The 24,010-nt window shown below is 64.7% G+C and carries 19 protein-coding genes and 1 tRNA gene; 12 read left to right on the forward strand and 8 right to left on the reverse strand.

Features of this window, described 5'->3' with window-relative positions:
- Window positions 1–63 precede the first annotated feature (63 nt).
- Window positions 64–780, reverse strand: a complete 717-nt coding sequence (locus AABE10_RS09045) for a peptidoglycan DD-metalloendopeptidase family protein (protein ID WP_342932910.1) — start codon at window positions 778–780, stop codon at window positions 64–66.
- Window positions 781–945: 165 nt separating this feature from the next.
- A complete protein-coding gene (locus AABE10_RS09050) occupies window positions 946–1,863 on the reverse strand; it encodes an aldose epimerase (RefSeq protein WP_342932911.1) in 918 nt (305 codons plus the stop codon).
- Between the two features lie 567 nt (window positions 1,864–2,430).
- On the opposite strand from AABE10_RS09050, the gene AABE10_RS09055 reads away from it, so the two are divergent.
- Both AABE10_RS09055 and AABE10_RS09060 read left to right on the forward strand, forming a co-directional pair.
- Window positions 2,431–3,261: an undecaprenyl-diphosphate phosphatase gene (locus AABE10_RS09055; RefSeq protein WP_342932912.1), complete on the forward strand. Its 831-nt coding sequence runs from the start codon at window positions 2,431–2,433 to the stop codon at window positions 3,259–3,261.
- Between the two features lie 245 nt (window positions 3,262–3,506).
- A tRNA-Arg gene (locus AABE10_RS09060) sits at window positions 3,507–3,581 on the forward strand.
- Between the two features lie 213 nt (window positions 3,582–3,794).
- On the opposite strand, the gene AABE10_RS09065 is transcribed toward AABE10_RS09060, so the two are convergent.
- Window positions 3,795–5,372, reverse strand: a complete 1,578-nt coding sequence (locus tag AABE10_RS09065; protein WP_342932913.1) for an acid phosphatase — start codon at window positions 5,370–5,372, stop codon at window positions 3,795–3,797.
- Between the two features lie 215 nt (window positions 5,373–5,587).
- Here AABE10_RS09065 and AABE10_RS09070 point away from each other — a divergent pair, with 215 nt between their 5' ends.
- A complete protein-coding gene (locus AABE10_RS09070) occupies window positions 5,588–7,018 on the forward strand; it encodes a cytochrome-c peroxidase (RefSeq protein WP_342932914.1) in 1,431 nt (476 codons plus the stop codon).
- On the opposite strand, the gene AABE10_RS09075 is transcribed toward AABE10_RS09070, so the two are convergent.
- Window positions 6,997–7,227: a hypothetical protein gene (locus tag AABE10_RS09075; RefSeq protein ID WP_342932915.1), complete on the reverse strand. Its 231-nt coding sequence runs from the start codon at window positions 7,225–7,227 to the stop codon at window positions 6,997–6,999. The genes AABE10_RS09070 and AABE10_RS09075 overlap by 22 nt on opposite strands.
- Before the next feature lie 309 nt (window positions 7,228–7,536).
- On the opposite strand from AABE10_RS09075, the gene AABE10_RS09080 reads away from it, so the two are divergent.
- Both AABE10_RS09080 and AABE10_RS09085 read left to right on the forward strand, forming a co-directional pair.
- The gene (locus AABE10_RS09080; RefSeq protein WP_342932916.1) at window positions 7,537–7,926 is read left to right on the forward strand and encodes an RT0821/Lpp0805 family surface protein; all 390 of its coding nucleotides are present in this window, start codon (window positions 7,537–7,539) and stop codon (window positions 7,924–7,926) included.
- Window positions 7,923–8,381, forward strand: coding sequence for an NUDIX hydrolase (locus AABE10_RS09085; protein ID WP_342933093.1), 459 nt, complete (start codon window positions 7,923–7,925; stop codon window positions 8,379–8,381). Before AABE10_RS09080 ends, AABE10_RS09085 begins: the two co-directional genes overlap by 4 nt.
- A 50-nt stretch (window positions 8,382–8,431) precedes the next feature.
- Here AABE10_RS09085 and AABE10_RS09090 read toward each other — a convergent pair whose 3' ends face one another.
- Window positions 8,432–9,346, reverse strand: coding sequence for a transporter substrate-binding domain-containing protein (locus AABE10_RS09090; protein ID WP_342932917.1), 915 nt, complete (start codon window positions 9,344–9,346; stop codon window positions 8,432–8,434).
- 159 nt (window positions 9,347–9,505) lie between these two features.
- Window positions 9,506–11,227, reverse strand: a complete 1,722-nt coding sequence (locus tag AABE10_RS09095) for a glutamine--tRNA ligase/YqeY domain fusion protein (RefSeq protein ID WP_342932918.1) — start codon at window positions 11,225–11,227, stop codon at window positions 9,506–9,508.
- Between the two features lie 484 nt (window positions 11,228–11,711).
- On the opposite strand from AABE10_RS09095, the gene ggt reads away from it, so the two are divergent.
- Both ggt and AABE10_RS09105 read left to right on the forward strand, forming a co-directional pair.
- Window positions 11,712–13,577 carry a gamma-glutamyltransferase gene (ggt, locus tag AABE10_RS09100; protein WP_342932919.1) on the forward strand — a complete coding sequence of 622 codons (1,866 nt, stop codon included), beginning with the start codon at window positions 11,712–11,714 and terminating at the stop codon, window positions 13,575–13,577.
- Window positions 13,578–13,630: 53 nt separating this feature from the next.
- On the forward strand, window positions 13,631–14,182 hold the full coding sequence (locus AABE10_RS09105; RefSeq protein WP_342932920.1) for an alpha/beta hydrolase: 552 nt from the start codon (window positions 13,631–13,633) through the stop codon (window positions 14,180–14,182).
- Between the two features lie 148 nt (window positions 14,183–14,330).
- Here AABE10_RS09105 and AABE10_RS09110 read toward each other — a convergent pair whose 3' ends face one another.
- On the reverse strand, window positions 14,331–15,551 hold the full coding sequence (locus AABE10_RS09110) for a CaiB/BaiF CoA-transferase family protein (protein WP_342932921.1): 1,221 nt from the start codon (window positions 15,549–15,551) through the stop codon (window positions 14,331–14,333).
- Between the two features lie 319 nt (window positions 15,552–15,870).
- On the opposite strand from AABE10_RS09110, the gene alaS reads away from it, so the two are divergent.
- The gene (gene alaS, locus AABE10_RS09115; RefSeq protein ID WP_342932922.1) at window positions 15,871–18,495 is read left to right on the forward strand and encodes an alanine--tRNA ligase; all 2,625 of its coding nucleotides are present in this window, start codon (window positions 15,871–15,873) and stop codon (window positions 18,493–18,495) included.
- 101 nt (window positions 18,496–18,596) lie between these two features.
- Here the strand turns inward: alaS and AABE10_RS09120 are convergent, their stop codons facing one another.
- Window positions 18,597–19,508: a LysR family transcriptional regulator gene (locus tag AABE10_RS09120; protein ID WP_342932923.1), complete on the reverse strand. Its 912-nt coding sequence runs from the start codon at window positions 19,506–19,508 to the stop codon at window positions 18,597–18,599.
- A gap of 136 nt (window positions 19,509–19,644) precedes the next feature.
- Here AABE10_RS09120 and AABE10_RS09125 point away from each other — a divergent pair, with 136 nt between their 5' ends.
- From AABE10_RS09125 to AABE10_RS09140, 4 genes are all read left to right on the forward strand, one after another.
- Window positions 19,645–20,883, forward strand: coding sequence for a YbfB/YjiJ family MFS transporter (locus tag AABE10_RS09125; RefSeq protein ID WP_342932924.1), 1,239 nt, complete (start codon window positions 19,645–19,647; stop codon window positions 20,881–20,883).
- A gap of 157 nt (window positions 20,884–21,040) precedes the next feature.
- Window positions 21,041–22,072, forward strand: coding sequence for a low specificity L-threonine aldolase (locus AABE10_RS09130; protein WP_342932925.1), 1,032 nt, complete (start codon window positions 21,041–21,043; stop codon window positions 22,070–22,072).
- 276 nt (window positions 22,073–22,348) lie between these two features.
- Complete coding sequence (locus tag AABE10_RS09135) at window positions 22,349–23,497, forward strand: iron-containing alcohol dehydrogenase (protein ID WP_342932926.1); 1,149 nt, start codon at window positions 22,349–22,351, stop codon at window positions 23,495–23,497.
- A gap of 41 nt (window positions 23,498–23,538) precedes the next feature.
- Window positions 23,539–24,009, forward strand: coding sequence for a thioesterase family protein (locus AABE10_RS09140; RefSeq protein ID WP_342932927.1), 471 nt, complete (start codon window positions 23,539–23,541; stop codon window positions 24,007–24,009).
- Window position 24,010: the final 1 nt, after the last annotated feature.

A 24,010-nucleotide genomic window follows, 5' to 3' on the forward strand; every position in this document is an offset into this window, starting at 1 on the left:
ACGCAAGCCGCACGCTGCACGCGATGCCTCATGTATGAGATCGCGTGCATGCCCGCAGCATGCTCAGCGCGGCGGCAGCGAGCGCGTCGGATCGATCGAGCGGCCGTCGTAGCGCAGCTCGAAGTGCAGCATCACGCGGTCGTTGTCCGAGTCGCCCATCTCGGCGACTTTCTGACCCTGCTGCACCGTCTCGCCTTCCTTCACGAGCAGCGTGCGATTGTGCGCGTACGCCGTCAGATAGTCCGCGTTGTGCTTGATGATCAGCAGGTTGCCGTAGCCGCGCAGACCATTGCTCGCATAGACGACGGTGCCGCCCGCCGCGGCGAACACGGGCGTGCCCGCGGTGTTCGCGATGTCGATGCCCTTCGAGTTCGTCCCGTCGAAGCCGCGGATCACATTGCCGCTTGCCGGCCAGATCAGCGAAATCGACGACGCCGGTGTCGAAGACGTCTCGGCTGCGGCACTGCGTGGCGATGACGAAGGCGAGCCCGACGAAGCCGCCGCGCTGCCACTGCTCTTTGCCGAACCTGTGCTCGCCGCCGCCGTACCGGGCGGCGGCGCGACACGCAGCACCTGGCCGACTTCGAGCGAGTCGGGATTCGACAGGTTGTTCCAGCGCGCGATGCTCTGTACCGACGTGCGATTGCTGCGCGCGATCTTGTACAGCGTGTCGCCCCGTTCGACGCGATAGTAGCCCGGACCCACGGGGGCCGAGCCGCATGCGGCCAGTGCTGCGATCATCGACACGCAGACCAGCCGTCGGATTCTTGTTGTCAACATTGGACCTCGCAAGACGCCGCCGCGCGCGATCCCGATCACGCGGCAGATGCAAAACGTCCAATTCTAACGGGTTTGCAAGGCATCCCGCGTTTTCGGCCGCAGGGCGGCGCGAAGAATGGGCCGCGCGCAACGCCGCGCGAAGAGCGGGCGCGCGCTGTGGCGCGCTCAGGGCAGCGTGCCGACGACGATACGCAGCGACGCCGTTTCCGTGTCGCCCGGCTCGAGCCAGCGCAGGCCCTGATGGTTGTGGATCGCATCGGGCAGACCCAGCCACGGTTCGACGCAGAAAAAATCCGATTCGGGCTTTTCGGTCCACGTGGTGACGGCGAACCAGGGCACCGAACCGGGGCGCTGCAAATCGATTGTGACGGTGCGGTTCAGGCCCAGCGCGACCATGCGCACGAGGTGATCAGGCGCGCCGTCGAGGCAATGAAAGCGGTCCAGGATGCCCGGATCGTCGAGCCGGTAATCCGGCTGGCCCGCTTCGCACGCGCTGAGCGAGCCGTCCGGCTCCTGATGCCGGCGTACCGTACGCGGCAGTTCGAGCACCGTCTCGCCGCGCTGCGCGTGCGGCAGGGTGAAGTAGAAATGATGGCCCGCGTAGTAGGGCAGCGGCTCGCTGCCGGCGGCGCCCGTATTGGTCGTGACGAAATCGACGTCGAGCGTATGCGCGTCGACGAGCGTGTACTTCGCTTCGAAGCGAAAGCTGAACGGGTAGCCCGCGCGCGTCGCATCGCTGTCGGTCAGCGTCATGCTGATCGAGCGGGCGGCCTCGTCGACAGTCGCCTCGAATGGCAGATCGCGCGCGAAGCCATGCATGGGCAGATCGCGTACCGTGCCTTGCGCGTCTTTCCAACGGCCGATCTGACCGTCGACGAAATGCCGTCCGAGAAACGGAAAGAGCAGCGGATTGCCGCCGCGCACGCGCGCGGGCTGGCTCCAATCCGCGCGCTCGGGCCAGAAGATCACCGACTCGCCGTCGATGTCCCACGACAGCAGGCGGCCGCCCGCCTGCGGCGCGAAGCGGAGCAGGGAGCCGTTCCTGGCGATCTCGATGATGTCCTGTTGCTGGAATTGAGGCATGGCAATGGGCGATAGAAAGCGGTTGAGAAGAAGTCGGCGTGCAAGGTTCCGACGCAGCGGCGCGGCGAACGCCGATTTTGCGCCCCTTTGGGCTACGGGGAAACCCTTCTGGGGAAATTGCGGGTGTTACCGCACAGTCGGCGCAATCAATAATGTGTAGGGAGACGGGCAGCCGTCAATTGCGAACACTCGGTTTTCAGGAGGGGCGATGGATCTCGCAATGGCAATGAGCGTGGCACTGTTCGGCATGTTCACGGGCAGTACGATTTATTTCTTCTATAAATTTACACGCTGAAACGGGGCGACGAGATTCCACGTTGAGCCGTCGGCACGAACCGACGGTCCACGCAGCCTCCGCACACGGGCCCGCCATTGAGGCGGGCCTTTTTGCTTTCATCGTCGTAATCAGCCTTTCGAAATTGTTGCGGCGCGGCGAAGTTCGCGTAAAGGCGAACTTTTGTCCTTGGCGCGACCAGGTCGCGCCGTCATAATCGGACCCGCCTTCGCACACCGGACACGTTGCTCCGGCGTGCTGTTTTCCTCCCAACCTTTCAAAAGGACCGACGAGTGAGCCTGTCGTTTTTGATCTTTTTGAGCGTGCTGCAGGGCGTCACGGAACTGTTTCCGGTGAGCAGTCTTGGTCATACGCTGCTCGTTCCCGCTGTCTTCGGCATGCATATCGACAAGCATGCGCCGCAACTGCTGCCGTTCCTCGTCGCGCTGCATCTCGGCACCGCGTTCGCGCTGCTGTGGTACTTCCGCGAGCGCTGGATTGCCCTTTTCAGCGGCTTTTTCGCGTCGCTGTCGGGTCGCCGCAATGACGAAGGCCATATGATGTGGGCGCTCATCATCGGGACGATTCCAGCGGGCCTGGTGGGCCTCGTGCTCGAAAAGCGGCTCGAACGCATCTTCCACGACCTGCGGATCGTGGCGATCGCGCTGATCGTCAACGGCATCCTGCTGTGGCTCGGCGACCGCCTGCAGCGCTCGCGCGCGCACCGTCCTCCCGAGAAGCTGACGTTCAAGCAGGCGTTTCTGGTCGGCCTTGCGCAGATCGGCGCGCTGATTCCGGGCTTTTCGCGCAGCGGCCTGACGATGATCGCCGGCAATGGCGCCGGGCTCACCGCGGAAAAGGCGGCCGAATTCTCGTTCCTGCTCGGCACGCCGATCATCTTCGCGGCGGGCGTGCTCGAACTGCCGAAGCTCTTCCATGCGCCGGGCCAGCTCGCCGACGCGCTGCTCGGCGGCGTGCTGACGGCCATCGCCGCGTACCTGAGCGTGCGCTTCCTGATGCGCTATTTCGAAGGGCGCGGACGGCTGGCGTCGTTCGGCGTGTACTGCGTGATCGCGGGCGTGGCGTTTCTCGGCTGGTTCATGACCCATCCGCAGCCCGTCTGACGGCGGCACGATCGGGCAAAGCGGTCTGCTAAAGCGATCGGTTATAATCCGGGCCCGGCGTTCACGCCGGGCCTTTTCATTGTCGGGCGATGCGTCGTGTGTGCGACATTCCGCGTGTCGAAGCGCGCTTGTCAACGCGTGGGTCACCCGGTGCGCGCACGATCGGGTCCGCGTCGTGCGATGCATCGGATGCGCGTCTGGCGCTCAACCTGCCGTCGTCGGCCAGGTTAAAATTTTGGTTTCGCCTCCCCATAGTTCAACGGATAGAACACGGGTCTTCTAAACCTGAAATCGAGGTTCGATTCCTCGTGGGGGGGCCATCCAGTCCTTGCGCCGGTCGGCGCCGGCTCTTTCTCCCAGCGTTCCCAACGCTTCCAACGTCCACGTCCTTTCACGCACCGCATCCATCCGCGCGCGGCGAGCGCCGAGCGCCCATAAAAAAGGGCAGCCGAAGCTGCCCCGAAGCGTTGCGCACCGGACGTGAATGAGTGCGCGGCTGTTGCGTGCCCGTTGCCGGTGACGCGCCTGCCTGATTACTTCTTGATGTCGAGCGCGTTCGTCAGGTCGCCCATTGCCTGGCCGCCGCTGGCGACGAGCGCGTTGTCGCGTGCCGTCAGACCCGGCAGCGTCGGCAGATTGAAGCGATGCGTGATGAAGCGCAGGATCGACGTCGTGTCGTACTGCGTATGATCGACGAAGCCCTTCTTCGCGTACGGCGACACGATGATCGCCGGAATCCGCGAGCCCGGACCCCAGCGGTCGCCCTTCGGCGGCGCGACGTGATCCCAGAAGCCGCCGTTCTCGTCGTACGTGACGATCACGACCATGTTGTTCCACTGCGGGCTCTTCTGCAGATGCGCGATCACGTCGGCGATGTGCTGGTCGCCTTGCGCGACGTCGGTGTAGCCCGCGTGCTCGTTCAGATTGCCCTGCGGCTTGTAGAACGTCACTTGCGGCAGCGTGCCGGCGTCGATGGCCTTGATGAATTCCGCACCGTTCACGCCGCCGTCGAGCAGGTGCTTCGCGCGGTTGTCGGTGCCCGGCGCGAGATCGGCGAAGTAGTTGAACGGCTGATGATGCGGCTGGAAGTTAGGCGCGCTGTTGTTCGCGCCGTAGATCACGCCCGACGTGCCGCTTTGCGCGGCGCTCAGCGCCTGGCCCCATGCGCCGCTGTACCACGCCCACGAGACGCCCGCGTTGTTCAGCAGATCGCCGATGTGCTGGGCGGTCTGCGGCGGCAGCGTTGTCGCGTTGGCGGGATCGGCGAGCGTCGCGTCGCCGCCGGCTGCCGCCTTGTTGCCGCTCGGCTGATACGGCGGCTGCATCGTATTGATCGCGTAGAAATCCGGCGTGAGGTTGCCCGAATTGACGAAGGTCGGCTTGTCGGTCAGCGCCGATGCAGCCGACGTCGAGGCGAGCGTCAGGCTCACGCCGTCGGCGTTGACTGCCGAGATCGAGCCCTTGGCCGGGCTCGTGTTCGCGTTCGCATAGAACGGCGTGCACGCGCAGACCAGCCACTGGTGATTCAGGAACGAGCCGCCGAACGCGCCCATGAAGAAGTTGTCGGCGAGCGTGTATTGCTGCGCGAGCTTGTAGAGCGGCAGCTTGTCGGCGTTGGGCGTGTAGTGGCCCATCACGAGGCCGCCCGAATCGGCCCATGCGGCGAACATGTCGTTCTTGCCGCCGTGGATCTGCATCTGGTTCTCGTAGAAGCGGTGATACAGGTCGCGCGTCGTGACGTTGAGCGGCACGTTGAAGCCGTTCGGATCGTCGATTGCGAACGGTGCGTTCGGCAGGTTCGCCGTCATCGCCTGCGTGATGACGGGCGTCACGCCGGCGATCGTCAGGCCGCCCCAGACCTGCGGCAGCGTCGCGAGCACGGAGCCGTCGCGATCGAGCTGGCGCGAGTTCGCGGCCGTCACGTTCTGCAGACCGTTGGCGCCCGGGAAATTGCCGTAGAGGTTGTCGAAGCTGCGGTTTTCCGCATAGATGACCACGACGTTCTTGACCGACGAAAGCGTCGGTGTGGAATCCGAATTACCACCGCATGCGTACAGCCCGACAGCTGCGGCGAGCGCAATAGGCGTCGCGCAGATCAATTTTATGTTCATGGTTTCTCTCTCTCGCGTAGGGGGACCGGCGGCGAGTCCATCGCGGACGACCGGCGGCGAGAGTGTCGCAAGCGTTTTTGACAGAACGATTAATTTCTTACATATAACTTCTGATTTGCTTGTGGTTTTCTATGCGCCGTCGGCTTTGTGTCATTTAGACGACATGTCCGTGAAATACGCTCGTCCCGTCGATTTAACGAGCAGGTAACAAGACCATGTGGCGCGATGTGACGGGGTTTCGAAAAAACGGGTTGTCGAAGGGGGGCGCGCGGCGCGCCGGATGGATCGGCGTGGCGTGCGTGTCGGTGATGCTGTCCGCGACGCTGGCGGCGTGCGATGCGCGCGGCACATCGGAGGACGGCGCGGCTGCTTCGACAAAGGCCGCGGCGGCGAGCGCGAACGCGAGCGGCGCGCAGACGAAGAAAGCGTCATCGGCGAATGGCGCTTCTGCCGTGCCCGCAGGCGGCCAGACGCGCGCCCAGGTGTTCGAGTCCGTCAGGAAAATGACGGCTGTCGGCAAGCAGCTATTCTTCGATCCGTCGCTATCGGGCTCGGGCAAGCTTGCATGTGCGTCGTGTCACAGCCCGCAGCATGCGTTCGGCCCGCCGAATGCGCTCTCCGTGCAACTCGGCGGACACGACATGCGCCGGCAGGGTTTGCGCGCGGCGCCGAACATCAAATATCTGCAGAACGTGCCGGCGTTCACCGAGCACTATCACGACTCGGACGACGAAGGCGACGAGAGCGTCGATGCGGGACCGACGGGCGGCCTGATGTGGGACGGCCGCGTGAACAGCGCGCATGCGCAGGCGAGCTTTCCGCTGACGTCGTCGTTCGAAATGGGCAGCAATCCGCAGAAAGTGGCGGCGGCCGTGAAGGCCGCGCCGTATGCGGCGCAGTTCCGCGGTGCGTTCGGCGAGCACGTCTTCGACAGCGACGATGCGACGTTCAAGGCCGTGCTTCAGGCGCTCGAAATCTTCGAGCAGACGCCGGAACTGTTCTACCCGTATTCGAGCAAGTACGACGCCTATCTCGCGGGCAAGGCGCAGCTGACCAAGGCAGAAATGCACGGCCTGCAACTCTTCAACGATGAAAAGAAGGGCAATTGCGCGAGTTGCCACCTGAGCCAGCGCGCACTCGACGGCGCGCCGCCCGCGTTCACCGACTTCGGCCTGATCGCGATCGGCGTGCCGCGCAATCGCGCGTTGCCGTCGAACCGCGATTCGCATTTTTACGATCTGGGCGCGTGTGGTCCCGAGCGTACCGATCTGAAGGGACGCGATGAGTACTGCGGAATCTTCCGCACGCCGACGCTGCGCAACGTCGCGTTGCGCAAGACGTTTTTCCACAACGGGATTTATCACTCGCTGGAAGATGTCGTCCGCTTTTACGCGCAGCGCGATACGAATCCGGAAAAGTTCTATCCGGTCGTGAAGGGGAAGGTGCAGAAGTTCGACGATCTTCCGAAGAAGTATTGGGCGAATCTGAATACCGATCCGCCGTTTGATCGAAAGCCGGGCGACAAGCCGGCGATGGATGAGTCAGAGATCAAGGATGTGGTTGCATTTCTTAAGACGCTGACGGACGGCTATCAGCCCGACGCGCCCGAGCAGCACGCGGACGCTCATCTCGTCAGCAGCAAGTAGCAGCCGCCGACCAGCAGCGCGAATGACGCGAGCAGACACACGAGGCCGGCTCGCGTCACCACGCACGGCCACTTGCTGCGGCGCATGCCGTGGATGCGCACGATGGTCGGCATCGGCGCGGGATCGATGCGCATCAGGATGATGCCGAGCGCGACGCAGATCAGCGCCAGCATCGCGGCAAAAAACTGGAGAGTGAACAGGAGGTCCATGAGCGTGAATCTCGACGTGTAAGCGGGAACGGCTGCGGGATTTGACGCGGCTCATGTTAGGGATCGTCCGCTCAAGCGCCTATGAGACGTGTCCTAAAATTCCGCTCAAGACGTTGACCGGCATAGGCGCGACGCCGACAACGCCATCTCGTTATCGCGTGCGAGAAGCTCGATCAGATCGGCGGACGTCCGCATGTAACGTGAGCATCGGCGGCGCGCTATCCGCGTGCTATCCTTTTGAGGTCCAGATCGCGCGCCAATATGCATGGCCGCGAATCCCGCCGAACCCGATTTCTCCGGAGACTCTTCATGTCGATGCGAACCCGAGCCGCGTTTCGATTCACCCTGGGCGGGCTGCTGCTCGCGAGCGCAGTCGGCGCGCACGCTGCCAATCTTGGCTTTCTGAACGACACGCCGATGTCGTACATGAAGCAGGCCGATATCGACTCGTTGAGAGCGGCTGCCATCGACGCGCTCAACAAGAAGCAGGACAGCGAAACGGCCGCATGGAACAACGACGGCCTGCGCAACAGCACGAAGATCGGTGCGCAGATCACACCCGACGCCACCTCGAAGACGGGCGACCGCACCTGCCGTTCGCTGCGCGTCGTGCTGAGCGCGAAAGGGCAGTCGATGAACCTCAACCCGCAGTATTGCCGCGAAGGCAGCGGCTCGTGGGTGCTGCAGAAGAAGCATTGAGCGCGCGCACTGTTTCCTGTGGCGTCGTGCTGCTCGACCCGGACGGTCGAGTGCTGCTGGCGCACGCCACTGACACGAATCACTGGGACATTCCGAAAGGCCAGGGCGACGAGGGCGAAGCGCCGCACGCCGCCGCGCTGCGCGAACTGGAAGAGGAGACGGGCATCGTCGTGGCGGCCGGGCGTCTGAAGGATCTCGGCCTTTTCGTCTACCGGCGCGACAAGGATCTGCATCTGTTCGCCGCGCGCGCCCGCGCCGACGAACTCAACCTGACGCGCTGCACGTGCACGTCGATGTTTCCGCGCCGCTACGACGGCACGATGATTCCCGAGATGGACGCATTCCGCTGGTGCGCGCCCGATGAAGTCGAGCACTACGCGAGCCGCAGTCTCACGCGGCTCTTTCAGACGACGCTATCGCTCGCCGAACTGCATCAGACGCTCGGCGCGGCATGACCGCGTCGTAAGCGCGTCTACAGGCACACCGGTCATTTACGCAAAGCACATCAATCGAGCGCCTTGTCGTTCGGATGCGCGAACAGCGTGCGCATTTCCGCCGACAGCGGGTAGTTGAGATTGATGCCGTGCGGCGGAATCGGCTGCGTGAACCAGACGTTGTACAGGCGCTCGGCATCGCCCGACGTCTGCATCTTCGCGATCACGCGGTTCACCAGCTCGCGGAACGGCTCGTCGCCCTTGCGGAACATGCACGCGTAGCTTTCGTAGCCGAGCGGCGTGCCCGTCACGACGAAGTCGTCGGGGCGCGGGTCGGTGGCGCGAAAGCCGTAGAGGATCGGTTCGTCCATCACGAACGCGACCGCGCGGTCGGCCTTCACGGCGGCGAATGCATCCGAATGATCCTTGACGCTCGCAATGCGCATGTTCAGCTGCTTGTCGCTGTTGAGTTGACGCACGAGGCGTTCATCCGACGTGCCCGCCGTCGTGACGACGGGCTTGCCCGCGAGATCGGCGAAATCGGTGATGCCCGCGTTCCTGCGCGCGATCATCCGCACCGCGTACTGAAAGAAGCTGTTCGAAAACGCGGCCACGTTTTCGCGCTCGTGCGTGTGCGTGGTCGAACCGCATTCTAGGTCGATCTGGTTGTTGACCAGCATCAGAAAGCGATTCGCCGACGTGATCGTGACTTCGCGCACGCGCAGGTTCGGCATGCCGAGCGTCTTTCTGATTTCGTCGACGATGGCGAGCGCGATCGTCTGCGAATAGCCGATCGTGCGGCCGCCGTTTGCATAGGAAAACGGGATCGACGCTTCGCGCACGCCGAGCACGATCGCGCCGTCGTCGTGAATTTTCTTGAGCGTGCCAGTGAGTTCGTCGGCGCGCGCCGACGGTGCGAGCGATGTCAGTGCCACGGCTGCCACGGTCCCGATCGCTACCAGTTTTTTCTTGATTGCAACCTTCATCGTTCCCCTTGGGCCGGCGGCGATCACCCGGCTGCAACGTGACGGCCGCCGCGTGTCGTCATGGGCGGCGTCAGCTTGCCGGCATGCTTGCGCCTTTGCGCGCGGCATGCCGGACCGTGCCGGATCATCGGCACACGCGACAGGCGCCAGACATATCGCTTACGCCGGCTTTCCCCAACTGTCGCGCAGACTGACGATGCGATTGAATACGGGTTTGCCCGGTTTCGTGTCGTACCGGTCCGCAACGAAGTAGCCGTGACGCTCGAACTGATAGCGCTGCTCCGGCTCGACATCGCGCAGACCCGGCTCGACGTACGCATTGACGATCCGCTTCGAATCCGGGTTGAGCGCTTCGAGGAAATCGCGTCCGCCCGCGTCGGGCTGTGCTTCCTTGAAGAGGCGATCGTAGATGCGCACTTCGACGGGCACGGCCTCGCTTGCGCTGATCCAGTGGATGTTGCCCTTGACCTTGTAGCTGTTCGCGCCTTCCGTGCCCGAGCGGCTGTCCGGGAAGTAGTTGCAGTGCACGGCGACGACGTTGCCGTTCTCGTCCTTGTCCGCGCCCGTGCATTCGACGACATAGCCGTACTTCAGCCGCACGCGGTTGCCCGGGAACAGGCGGAAGTAGCCCTTCGGCGCCGCTTCGTTGAAGTCTTCGCGCTCGATCCACAGCTCGCGCGAGAACGGGAACGTGCGCACGCCGCGATCGGGATGATGCGGATGGACGGGCGCGCTGCACGCTTCCGTCTGGCCTTCCGGATAGTTGTCGATGATCAGCTTGAGCGGATCGAGCACGCAGGTCGCGCGCGGCGCCTTGTCGTCGAGGTCGTCGCGCAGCGCGCCTTCGAACACGCTCATGTCGATCCACGAGTCGACCTTCGTGATGCCGATGCGCTCGCAGAACAGCTTGATGCTGTCCGGCGTGAAGCCGCGCCGGCGCACGCCGACGATGGTCGTCATGCGCGGATCGTCCCAGCCGTCCACGTGCCCTTCGTTGACGAGCTGCAGCAGCTTGCGTTTGCTCGTGATCGCATACGTGAGGTTCAGGCGCGAAAACTCGATTTGCTGCGGCAGCGGACGCGTGAAGATGCCGGCGTCGGCGAGCTCGTTGAGGATCCAGTCGTACAGCGGGCGGTGATCCTCGAACTCGAGCGTGCACAGCGAATGCGTGATGTTTTCGAGCGCGTCCGAGATGCAGTGCGTGTAGTCGTACATCGGGTACACGCACCACTTGTCGCCAGTCCGGTAGTGATGCGCGAAGCGGATGCGGTAGATCACCGGGTCGCGCATGTTGAAGTTCGGCGACGACATGTCGATCTTCGCACGCAGCACGTGCTCGCCTTCCTTGAACTCGCCCGCTTTCATGCGGCGGAACAGGTCGAGGTTTTCTTCGACGCTGCGCTCGCGGTACGGCGACGGCTTGCCGACTTCCGTCGCGGAGCCGCGGTTCAGGCGCATCTCTTCCGCCGTCTGGCTATCGACATACGCCTTGCCACGCGCGATCAGCAGTTCGGCGAACTCATAGAGCTTGTCGTAGTAGTCGCTCGCGAAGTAAAGATGCTCGCTGCTTTCCTTGTTCCATTCGAAGCCGAGCCACTTCACGGCGTCGATGATCGACTCGACGTACTCGAAGCTTTCCTTTTCCGGGTTGGTATCGTCGAAGCGCAGATGGCAGACGCCGCCGTAGCTCTGCGCGATGCCGAAGTTCAGGCAGATGCTCTTCGCATGGCCGATGTGCAGATAGCCGTTCGGTTCCGGCGGGAAGCGCGTTTCCACCCGCTGGCCCCACTTTCCAGAGCGGTTGTCGTCGTCGATGATGTTGCGGATGAAGTTGGAAACCGGCGCGTCGTTGCGCTCGGCGTCTTTGCGTTCGTTGTTCATGCGAGAAGGAGAAAGTCGGTCGTGGACACTATATGCGTCCGCTGGTCTGTCAATTCTACCTGACGGCACATTCGACGACAGTCTTTAGGCTTGCTTGGTGCGGCGCGCGGTCCACGTTGGCACGGGATCGGCGCGTGATCGGCGCGTGATTGGCGCGTGATTGGCGCTTTTGGGGGGCGCAACGGGCGCTGTAACAGGAGGTAAATCGCGTTGGCGCGAACGGCGGCGGGCGCTTAGGATGCGACGCGCGCTATTGCGTGCAGGCCGCGCACGTTCCCGATTCGCGTGGCCTTCGCGCTGGGGCGCTGTCTTTCCGGCCTGTGCCGCGTTTCCGTTATCCTGTCCTGGGCCCGGGTGTGCTGCGCCCGGGTGACGCGGTGGCTGGTCCAGCCGCATGACGCGATCTGTCCTCGCTTCGAGCCTCGAAGAGGCCTCTGCCGTTGCGCACGCGTGGGGCAGGTCCACCGATCCCGGAGTTTCTCGGATGTGTTTTCCGACGCTGCGCGCATTTCGCGCGCTTTCTGATGCCGATGACTGCGGCCATAACCGCATCTGTAGCGGCGCCTGCATCCGCGCCGATGCTCTCGCCCGGATCTGTTCCGGCACCGGCTCGAACGTAATCAGGCGCTCCGCGCGTCTCGCGCGTGCCGCGAGCGTGGCGACAGTGTTGTCGCTGACGGCTGTGCTGACAGCCGGCTTCGTCGCCGCGCCCGTTGCCGATGCAAAGACGCCGCAACCGAAGGCGGTGCTCGACGCGTCGGCCGTCGCCGTGCCGGATCGCTATGCGGCCGATACTGCGCAGCAGATTTTCGCGGCGGGCGGCAATGCCGTCGATGCGGCCGTCGCGATCGCGTTCACGCTCGCCGTGACGTATCCGGACGCGGGCAATATCGGCGGTGGCGGGTTCATGACGCTGTACGTGGACGGCAAGCCGTACTTTCTCGACTACCGCGAGACAGCGCCGCAGCGCGCGACGCGCGATATGTATCTCGACGAAAAGGGCAACGTGATCCCGGGCCTGAGCCTCGTCGGGCATCGCGCGGTGGCCGTGCCTGGCACCGTCGCCGGCATGTGGGAGGCGCAGAAGCGCTTCGGCAAGCTGAAGTGGAAGCAGGTGCTCGCGCCCGCGATCAGGTACGCGACCGACGGCTTCACCGTCGATGCATGGCTTCAGCAGCGCCGCGATCTTGCCGCGAAGGGGTTCGCCGGCAAGACCAATTTCGACGCCTACTTCGCGAACCTGAAGACGGGCATCGTGTTCCGCCAGCCCGAACTCGCGCAGACGCTGTCGCGTATCGCTTCCGACGGCGGCCGGGAATTCTACGAGGGACAGACGGCCGACCTGATCGCGAAGCAGATGTACGGACACGGCCTGATCACGAAGACGGACCTCGTGCAGTACAAGGCCGTCTGGCGTCAGCCGCTCTCCGCAGACTGGAACGGCTACGGGATCGTCACCGCGCCGCCGCCCAGTTCCGGCGGCGTCGGGCTGATCCAGATGCTGAAGATGAAGGCGGACCTGAAGCCGCAGTTCGACGGGGTCGCGCTTAACTCGGAGCCGTACATCCATCTGATCGCGCAGATCGAAGACCGCGTGTTCGCCGATCGCCAGCAGTACATGGGCGACCCCGATTCGTATCGCGTGCCCGTCGACAGGCTGACCGACGACGCCTATCTTGCGAAGCGCGTCGAAGACATCACGCCCGACGAGGTGCTGGGCGCCGCGCCCGTCAAGCCGGGCCTCGGCGACTCGATGCCGGAGAAGGCGCAGACGACGCACTTCTCCGTCGTCGACAAGTGGGGCAACGCCGTCTCGAACACGTACACGCTGAATGGGCCGTTCGGCTCGGGCGTGGTGGTGGACGGCGGCGGCTTCGTGCTGAACGACGAGATGGACGACTTCGAAACGAAGGCGGGCGTGCCGAACCAGTCGGGTGTGACGAGCGGCGACGTCAACACGATCGCGCCGAACCGCCGTCCGCTGTCGTCGATGACGCCGACCATTCTGCTCAAGGACGGCAAGGTGTCGCTCGTGATCGGCACGCCGGGCGCGTCGCGGATCTTCACGACGATCTTCCAGGTGATGACGAACCTGTACGACTTCGATATGCCGCCCGCCGATGCGCTCGCCGCGATGCGCTTTCACCATCAGTTGCTGCCGCAGAAGACGATCTACTACGAGCCGTATCGCCCGATCGACGGCGATCTCGCCGCGCAGTTGAAGGCGCGCGGCTACACGCTGCAGGGCCAGACGTTCAATGGCGACGTGCAGATGATCCGCATCGACGGCATGACGCCGCAGCCGGCTGCCGATCCGCGAGGCGCGGGCGTGGGCCGTGTGATTCAATAGCGTCGGCGGCGTGCTGCCGCCTGTCGACACCGAAACGAATAACGGGGAAACGAATGGCGCTGGAGCAGCAGAACGTGATCGTGTTGCCGGGCTATATGAATTCCGGCGACGGGCATTGGCAGACCCGCTGGGAAGCGCGGTATCCGAATTTTGTCCGCGCGCCGATGCGGGACTGGGACCGTCCCGTTTGCGACGCGTGGTGCGAGACGCTCGACGCGACGGTTGCAGCGTCGAAGGAGCCAGTTCTCTTAGCCGCGCATAGCCTCGGTTGCCTGACGGTGGCGTGCTGGGCGGCGCGCCATGCGTCGAAGGACGCGCTGGAGAAAGTGGCTGGCGCGTTGCTCGTCGCGGTGCCCGATCCGACGGGGCCCGAATTTCCTGCCGATGCAAGCGGCTTCGTCGTTGTACCGCAGGAGAGGCTTCCGTTCAGATCGATCGTCGTCGCCAGCACCGATGATCCGTACGGCGGCGTGCCGTTCTCGCAGGCTTGCGCGGTGGCATGGGGCAGCCGCTGGGAGAGCATCGGCCCGCGCGGCCACATCAATGCCGACAGCGGGCTCGGCGACTGGGAAGAAGGGCAGCGCTGGCTCGCGTCGATGGCTTGAGGTCGATGACGGAGGGTTTCGCGCCAACGTGCGTCGAATGCGGTGAATGCATGTCGCGTTGCGCGGGCGCGTCGATCGAGCGACGCGCTGCGCTGCGCGGCGGTGGCATCCGTCTGCCGCGCCATCTTCCCGCGCGCCCGGCGCGTCCTCAGATCACCGACCGGTCCCGCAGCGCCGCGATGCGCTCATCGTCGTAGCCCAGAACGTCGCGCAGGATCGCCTCCGTATGTTCGCCGAGCGTGGGCGGATGCGCTTGCGCTTCGGGTGGCGTCGCGCTCATGCGGATCGGATTGCGCACCAGCTTCACCGTGCCGCCCGACGGATGCGGCAACTGCACCTGCATCCCACGCGCGACTACCTGCTCGTTCTCGAATACTTCGCCGAGATCGTTGATCGGGCCGCACGGCACGCCGGCCGCTTCGAGTGCGTCGATCCATTCGTGCTTGCTGCGTGTGCGGACCATCTCCGCGAGTATCGGCACCAGAATCTCGCGGTTGCGCACGCGCGCGGGGTTCGTCGAAAAGCGGTCGTCTTCGGCGAGATCGGCGCGATTGCCCGCTTCGACGAACTTGCGGAACTGCCCATCGTTGCCGACCGCGACGATGATCCAGCTATCGCTCGTCTGGAACGTCTGATACGGGACGATGTTCGGATGCGCGTTGCCCCAGCGCACGGGCGGGTTGCCGCTCGCGAGGAAATTCGAGTTCATGTTGGCGAGCATCGCGACCTGCACGTCGAGCAGCGCCATGTCGATGTACTGGCCTTCGCCCGTTCGCTCGCGATGCGCGAGCGCTGTCAGCACGGCGACGCTCGAGTACATGCCCGTCATCAGGTCCGCGATGGCGACACCGGCTTTCTGCGGGCCGCCGCCCGGCTGTCCGTCGCGCTCGCCCGTGATGCTCATGAAGCCGCCGATGCCCTGGATGATGAAGTCGTAACCCGCGCGCTGCGCGTACGGACCCGTCTGCCCGAAGCCCGTCACCGAGCAGTAGATGATGTCCGGCTTAACGGCCTTCAGCGACTCGTAGTCGAGCCCGTACTTCTTCAGTTGCCCGACCTTGTAGTTCTCGAGCACGACATCGCTTTGCGCGGCCAGCTCGCGGACGATCTTTTGCCCTTCCGGCGTCGAGATGTCGATCGTCACCGAGCGCTTATTGCGGTTTGCCGCGAGGTAATAGGCCGCCTCGCGCGTGTCCGCGCCGTCCGGCGTCTTCAGGTACGGCGGCCCCCAATGGCGCGTGTCGTCGCCGGCGCCAGGCCGCTCGACCTTGATCACGTCGGCGCCGAAGTCGGCGAGGGTTTGCGCGCACCACGGACCGGCGAGCACGCGGGTAAGGTCCAGCACGCGGATATGACTGAGTGCGCCCATGTTGTGTCTCTGTCTCCCATGTGATGAGGCGCGCCGCGCAGGCGCCGCCCGATTCGATCGATGTGGTGCATCTTAAGCGATCGGACACGCCTCGCCCATTCGGCCGGACGGCATAGGACAAATGACAGCCAGGCCGGGCTTCGAGCACTTCCGTGTCGAAATCCTGGCCGGATGGCCAATGGCGGGCGCAAGCCGCGCCGCGGCGTCGCGCAGGGGCGCCGATCCCGTATAATCGACCGTTCAGGAAACAACCTATTGCGACGGCCGGTAAGTCTTCCGCAGCCGTCGGCTCAAGTCAGGACCGTCCCCAAAGCACGCTATGAAAGCCGCCGAAATCCGCGAGAAATTCCTCAAGTTCTTCGAATCGAAGGGCCATACGATCGTCCGTTCGTCGAGCCTCGTGCCCGGCAACGACCCGACGCTGCTCTTCACCAATTCGGGCATGGTGCAGTTCAAAGATGTGTTTCTCGGCGCCGAATCGCGTCCGTACTCGCGGGCCACGACGGCGCAGCGCAGCGTGCGCGCGGGCGGCAAGCACAACGATCTGGAAAACGTCGGCTACACCGCGCGTCACCATACGTTCTTCGAAATGTTGGGCAACTTCTCATTCGGCGACTATTTCAAGCGCGACGCGATCCACTACGCGTGGGAGCTGCTGACGGGCGTCTACAGCCTGCCGAAGGAAAAGCTCTGGGTCACGGTCTACAAGGAAGACGACGAAGCCTACGACATCTGGGCGAAGGAAGTGGGCGTGCCGACCGAGCGCATCATCCGCATCGGCGACAACAAGGGCGCGCGCTACGCATCGGACAACTTCTGGCAGATGGCCGACACGGGCCCCTGCGGCCCTTGCTCCGAAATCTTCTACGACCACGGTCCGGATGTGTGGGGCGGCCCGCCGGGATCGCCGGAAGAAGACGGAGACCGCTACATCGAAATCTGGAACCTCGTGTTCATGCAGTTCAACCGCGACGCGCAGGGCAACATGACGCCGCTGCCCAAGCAATGCGTTGACACGGGCATGGGTCTGGAGCGTATCGCGGCCGTGCTGCAACACGTGCACAGCAACTACGAAATCGACCTGTTCCAGGCGCTGATCAAGGCCGCCGCGCGTGAAACGGGCATCACCGATCTGTCGAACAACTCGCTGAAGGTGATCGCCGATCACATCCGCGCGTGTTCGTTCCTGATCGTCGACGGCGTGATTCCGGGCAACGAAGGCCGCGGCTACGTGCTGCGCCGTATCGTGCGCCGCGCGATCCGCCACGGCTACAAGCTGGGCCGCAAGGGCTCGTTCTTCCACAAGCTGGTCGCGGACCTCGTCGAGCAGATGGGCGGCGCGTATCCGGAACTGAAGGACGCCGAGCAGCGCGTGACGGACGTGCTGCGCCAGGAAGAAGAACGCTTCTTCGAGACCATCGAGCACGGCATGTCGATTCTCGAAAGCGCGCTGGCCGAATTGGAAGCGAAGGGTGGCAAGACGCTCGACGGCGAAGTCGCGTTCAAGCTGCACGACACCTACGGCTTCCCGCTCGATCTGACGGCGGACGTGTGCCGCGAGCGCGGCGTGAGCGTCGGCGAAACGGCTTTCGACGAGGCGATGGCACGTCAGCGCGAGCAGGCGCGCGCGGCCGGCAAGTTCAAGATGGCGCAGGGCCTCGAATACACGGGCGCGAAGACCACGTTCCACGGCTACGAAGAGATCGTCTTCGACGACGCGAAGGTGACGGCGCTGTACGTCGACGGCTCGCCCGTCAATGAAGTGACGAAGGGCCAGCAGGCTGTCGTCGTGCTCGACCACACGCCGTTCTACGCGGAATCGGGCGGTCAGGTCGGCGACCAGGGCGTGCTCGCGAACGCGAACGTCCGCTTTGCCGTCGCCGATACGCTGAAGGTACAGGCGGACGTCGTCGGCCACCACGGCACGCTGGAGCAGGGCCTGCTTAAGGTCGGCGACGTCGTGAAGGCGGAAATCGACGCAGTGCGCCGCGCGCGCACGGCTCGCAACCACTCGGCCACGCACCTGATGCACAAGGCGCTGCGCGAAGTGCTCGGCGGCCATGTGCAGCAGAAGGGCTCGCTCGTCGACGCGGACAAGACCCGCTTCGACTTCGCGCACAACGCGCCGATGACGGACGACGAAATCCGCCGCGTCGAAGAAATCGTCAACGCCGAAGTGCTGGCGAACGCGCCGGGCATCGTGCGCGTGATGCCATACGACGAAGCAGTGAAGGGCGGCGCGATGGCGCTCTTCGGCGAGAAGTACGGCGACGAAGTGCGCGTGCTCGATCTCGGCTTCTCGCGCGAACTGTGCGGCGGCACGCATGTGCATCGCACGGGCGATATCGGCTTCTTCAAGATCGTGATGGAAGGCGGCGTCGCGGCGGGCATTCGACGTGTCGAGGCGATCACGGGCGATAACGCTGTGCGTTTCGTGCAGGAACTGGATGCGCGCATCAACGCAGCCGCCGCCGCACTGAAGGCGCAGCCGGCGGAACTGACGCAGCGCATCGCGCAGGTTCAGGATCAGGTGAAGTCGCTGGAAAAAGAACTGGGCGCGCTGAAGTCGAAGCTCGCTTCGAGCCAGGGCGACGAACTGGCGGGCCAGGCGATCGACGTGTCGGGTGTGCAGGTGCTCGCGGCCACGCTCGAAGGCGCGGACGTCAAAACGCTGCGTGAAACCGTCGACAAGCTGAAGGACAAGCTCAAGAGCGCGGCCATCGTGCTCGCGTCCGTCGAAGGCGGCAAGGTCAGCCTGATCGCGGGCGTCACCGCCGATGCGAGCAAGAAAGTGAAGGCGGGCGAACTGGTGAACTTCGTCGCGCAGCAGGTCGGCGGCAAGGGCGGCGGCCGTCCGGACATGGCGCAGGCTGGCGGCACGGAGCCGGCCAATCTGCCCGCCGCGCTGGCTGGCGTGAAGGGCTGGGTCGAAGCGCAACTGTAAGCGCCTGGAACAGCATTCGCATCGAGCGATAAAAAGCCGCGAGTCGATGAGACTCGCGGCTTTTTGCTTTTGGAAGTACGGCCAGGCGTCCTGAGCCGGTATCAGACAGCCATTGCCATTGTCGTCTTCATGGCTTCGTCAGCGTTGCTACGCTCGACCAGCATCCCGCGCAACGCATTCAATGCCGATGAAAAATGCCCGCGGCGCCAGATGAGCAGCGTATCGATGCCGCCGAGTCCTTCGGGCGCATGCACGGCGATATCGTTCGATTCGGGCAGCAGCGCGAGCACCGAGCGCGGCGCGACGGCCACACCGGCGCCCGCCGCGACACACGCGACGATCGCGTGGTACGAGCCTAGCTCCAGCACGCGCGCCGGCCGGACGCCATGCTGCATGTACCAGTTCTCGGCATAGATCCGATACGCGCAACCCTGCTCGAACGCGACCAGCGTCGATAGCGCGATATCGCGGGGATCGCGAATGGGACGATGCCCGCGCGGACTCAGCATGACCAGTTCCTCGCGATATACGGGCACGATCTCGAACAGATCGCCGAGCAATGCCGGATCGAGCGGCCTCGAGACGATGGCCGCATCCACTTCGAATTCGCGCACGCGCTCGATCAGCTTGCCCGTCGTGCCCGTCTCCAGTTCGAGCGCGACGTCCGGCCATGTCTGATGGTATTGCGCGAGCAGACCAGGCAGCCGCGTCGCGGCGACGCTTTCCATTGTGCCGAGCCGCAGACGTCCGCTCGGACGCGCATCCTTGACGGCATGCCGCGCTTCGTCGGCGAGCGCGAGCAGCCGTTCGGCATAGGGCAGAAGCGTTTCGCCCGCGGGCGTCAGCACGAGACGGCGTCCGTCCCGGATGAAAAGCTCGGTGCCCAACTGCTCTTCGAGTTGCTTGATGCGCGTCGTCACGTTCGATTGCACTCGATTGAGCTTCGCGGCGGCACGCGTCACGCCGTTTTCGCGCACGACGGCGCGAAAAATGGTCAGGGCGGCAAGATCCATCAATCTCTCCGTGAGATTCAACCTATCAATATTATTCATTTTATGAGATTGAGCGGTCAAGTTACGATGGCATATCGAAACGCCGGGCTCACGCCGCCGCCAATCTGACGGGCGGGCCACCACCACGCTGTCAACGATGACCGATTTTGCTACCCATACCTTTGAGCCCCACGCGTCGCCGCACTCCGCCCGCCGCGCCGCGCTCGCGTGCATGGCGGCGCTGGCCGTCGCGCTCGGCGTCGGGCGTTTTGCCTTCACGCCACTTTTGCCGCTGATGCTTCATGGCGGCGCCCTCGATATCAGACATGGCGGCTGGCTCGCATCGCTGAACTACGCGGGTTATTTTCTCGGCGCGATCGCCTGCGCGGCATTGCGTGTCGATGCCGCCCGCATGGTCAAGACGGGCCTTGCGCTGACGGCGCTGCTGGTGCTGGCAATGGGCGTCACGGACCAGTTCTGGATCTGGGCGGCCGTGCGTTTCGTCGCGGGCGCCGTCAGCGCGTGGACCTTCGTGTTCGCGTCGCAGTGGGGCTTGCGGCGGCTCGCCGAACTCGGCGCAAACGAGTGGGGCGGCGTGATCTACACGGGGCCGGGCGTCGGCATTGCCGCGACGGGGCTGCTCGTCAGCGCGGCGGGCGATGCATACGGCGCGTCGGTGGGCTGGATCGGTTTCGGGCTCGTGTCGGCCGTGCTGACGGCGCTGGTGTGGCGCACGTTCGCTTCGACGTCGAGCACACAGGCCGCATCGCGCAACACGGCGCCAAGGACACACGCACAACCGCACCACGCACAACCGCACCAAACCCATCTGCATCGAACCGACGCTTTCTGGCTGATCGTCCTGTATGGCGTGCCCGGCTTCGGCTACATCATCACGGCGACGTTTCTTCCCGTGATCGCTCGCGCCGCGCTGCCGGCAGGCTCGCCGTGGCCGGATCTGTTCTGGCCGATGTTCGGCGGCGCGCTGGTCGTCGGCGCGTTGGCGGGCGCGCGGCTTCCCGGGCACTGGGACAACCGCACGCTGTTGGCGGGCTGCTATGTGTTGCAGGCGCTCGGCATCGTCTCGGGCATCGCGTCGCCGACGGCGGGCGGGTTCGCGCTCGGCAGCGCGCTGATCGGCTTGCCGTTCACCGCGATCACGCTGTTCGCGATGCGCGAAGCGCGCCGTCTGCACGGCGACGATGCCGCGGGCCTGATGGGTTACGCGACGGCGGCGTATGGTCTCGGACAGATCGCCGGCCCGCTCGTCGCCGCGCCGATCGCTGCGCACACCGGTTCGTTCACGCCCGCGTTGTTGCTGGCGGCGGGCGCTCTGCTCGCGGGAGCGGTCGGCCTCGTCGTGGTCGCGCTCGTTCGCCGGCCGCCGCGCGCCTGAGCAGGAAGCGCGCGACAGGGGAGAGCCAAAGGAGAGACAAGCAGGCGCACAGCAAAGCGATGACGGCACCCGACAAAAACAAATCCAGCACCCGCCGCACTAAAATGACCGCTTTCCCGTCATCTCCGCGCGCCTGTCGCCGGGCGCGCCGCCTGCCATGCAACATTTCGCGTCGGACAACTACGCCGGCATCTGCCCCGAGGCGCTCGAAGCGCTGATCGCCGCCAACAACAGCGGCCACGAGCCGGCCTACGGCGACGACTCATGGACGCAGCAGGTCTGCGACCGCCTGCGCAACCTGTTCCAGACCGACTGCGAAGTGTTCTTCGTCTTCAACGGTACGGCGGCGAACTCGCTGGCGCTCGCGTCGCTGTGCCAGTCGTATCACTCGTTGATCTGCCATGAACTCGCGCACATCGAAACCGACGAATGCGGCGGCCCCGAGTTCTTCTCGAACGGCTCGAAGCTGCTGACGGCGCCGGGCATCGGCGGCAAGCTCACGCCGGACGCGATCGAAGCCGTCATCACGCGTCGCGCCGACATTCACTACCCGAAGCCCAAGGTCGTCACGCTCACGCAATCGACGGAAGTGGGCACTGTCTACAGCGTCGAGGAAATTCGCGCGATCGCCGCGATTGCGAAACGCCGTCATCTGAAGGTGCATATGGACGGCGCGCGCTTTGCGAACGCGGTCGCCGCGCTCGACGTGCATCCGTCCGAGATCACGTGGCGCGCGGGCGTCGACGTGCTGTGTTTCGGCGGCACGAAGAACGGCTTGCCTGTCGGCGAGGCCGTCGTGTTCTTCGATCGCGCGCTCGCCGACGATTTCGCGTATCGGCTGAAGCAGGCGGGTCAGCTTGCGTCGAAGATGCGCTTCATTTCAGCGCCGTGGCTGGGTTTGCTGGACAACGACGTCTGGCTGCGCAACGCGCGTCATGCGAATGCAATGGCGAAGCTGATGGAATCGCGGCTCGCGGAGATTCCGGGCGTCAGCATCATGTTCCCGACGGAATCGAACGCGGTGTTTGCGCAACTGCCGCTGCACGTCGCGAAGGCGATGCGCACGAGCGGCTGGAAGTTCTATGAGTTCATCGGCGCGGGCGGCTGCCGGCTGATGTGCGCGTGGGACACGCAGCCCGAGACCGTCGAGCGCTTCGCCGCCGACGTCCGCGCGCTGTGTGCCGCGTGAGCGGGCGGGGGCGTCGGCGTTCGCGGCATGCGCGTGAACCGGGCCTCAGGGAAACCCAGGCCCGAGCTTAAGCCGCGTCCGACGAAACCGCTCGTCGAACCTGGCAGACGGAACAAACGGAACAAACGGAACAAACGGAACAAACGGAACAAATAGGCGAGCAGGGCGACAGGCGAGCACCCGTCGCCACGCTGGTCGTAGTCACACGCAGCGGCTTCTCTCGAACACTTGAACGCAGCGCCGCTTCATCTTCGATAACAAAGGAGACATATCGATATGGCCTACATCTACTATCTGACGCACATTCATCTCGGCTACGACGCGCTCGCGCAGTTGCCTGCGGAGTGCGAGCGCTCGGGCATCAAACGGCCGCTCGTGGTGACGGACAAGGGCGTGATGGCGGCCGGCGTCGCTCAGCAGGCGATCGATGCGCTGAAGCTCTCTCACGTGCCCGTCTTCGACGACACGCCGTCGAACCCGACGGAAGCGATGGTGATGGCGGCCGCGCAGCGCTATCGCGAAGAGGGCTGCGACGGACTGATCGCGATCGGCGGCGGCTCGTCGATCGATCTCGCGAAAGGCGTCGCAATCATGGCGACGCATCCGGGCACGATGACGGAATACGCGACCATCGAAGGCGGCAGCAACCGGATCACCGACAAGGCCGCGCCGCTGATCGCCGTGCCGACGACGGCGGGCACGGGCAGCGAAGTGGCGCGCGGCGCGATCGTGATCCTGAACGACGGCCGCAAGCTCGGGTTCCACTCATGGCATCTGTTGCCGAGGTCGGCCATCTGCGATCCGGGCCTCACGCTCGGCTTGCCCGCGACGCTGACGGCCGCGACGGGAATGGACGCGATCGCGCATTGCATCGAGACGTTTCTCGCGCCGTCGTTCAACCCGCCCGCCGACGGCATCGCGCTCGACGGGCTGGAGCGCGCGTGGGCGAACATCGAACTCGCGACGCACGACGGACAGAACCGCGACGCGCGCCTGCATATGATGAGCGCGTCGATGCAGGGCGCGATGGCCTTCCAGAAGGGACTGGGCTGCGTGCATTCGCTGTCGCATCCGCTCGGCGGTGTACCCGTGAACGGGCGCACGTCGCTGCATCACGGCACGCTGAACGCCGTCGTGCTGCCCGCCGTGCTGCGCTTCAACGAAAGCGCGGAGACGGTCGTCGCGAATCGCCGCTATGCGCGGATGCGGCGCGTGATGAACCTGCCGGACAATGCCGATCTCGCGCAGGCGCTGCACGACATGACGGCGCGTCTCGGCTTGCCGACGGGTCTGCGGCAAATGGGCGTCGACGAAAGCGTGTTCGACAAGGTGATCAAGGGCGCGCTCGCCGATCATTGCCACAAGACGAACCCGCGCGAAGCGACAGCCGACGACTATCGCCGGATGCTGACCGAGTCGATGTAAGCGCGCCACCCGTGCCACCCTTTATGCCCGAAGCATACGACATGAACAAACCGGCTACCGCGCCGCGCGCCGCCTATCCGCACTTCCTCGCCATCGGCACGCGCTGGATGGACAACGACGTCTACGGCCACGTGAACAACGTCGTCTACTACAGCTACTTCGATACCGTCGTGAACGAATATCTGATCCGCGCGGGCGCGCTCGATATCGAGCACAGCACGACGATCGGGCTCGTCGTCGAGACGCAGTGCAACTACTTCGCGCCGCTCGTGTTTCCGGACCGCATCGACGCAGGGCTGCGCGTCGTGCGGCTCGGCACATCGAGCGTGCGCTACGAAGTGGGTCTCTTCAGGGAAGGCGACGACGCGCCCGCCGCGCAAGGGCATTTCGTGCATGTCTACGTGGATCGCGAAACGCGTCGTCCCGTCGCGCTGCCCGAGAGGCTGCGCGCCGCGCTCGAACCGCTCGTCGTGATCGTCGTGCCCAACGTGCATGACGCGCAGCCGGACTGAC

This window comes from Paraburkholderia diazotrophica (assembly GCF_038900755.1).
In the GTDB taxonomy this organism is placed as follows: Bacteria; Pseudomonadota; Gammaproteobacteria; order Burkholderiales; family Burkholderiaceae; genus Paraburkholderia; species Paraburkholderia diazotrophica_A.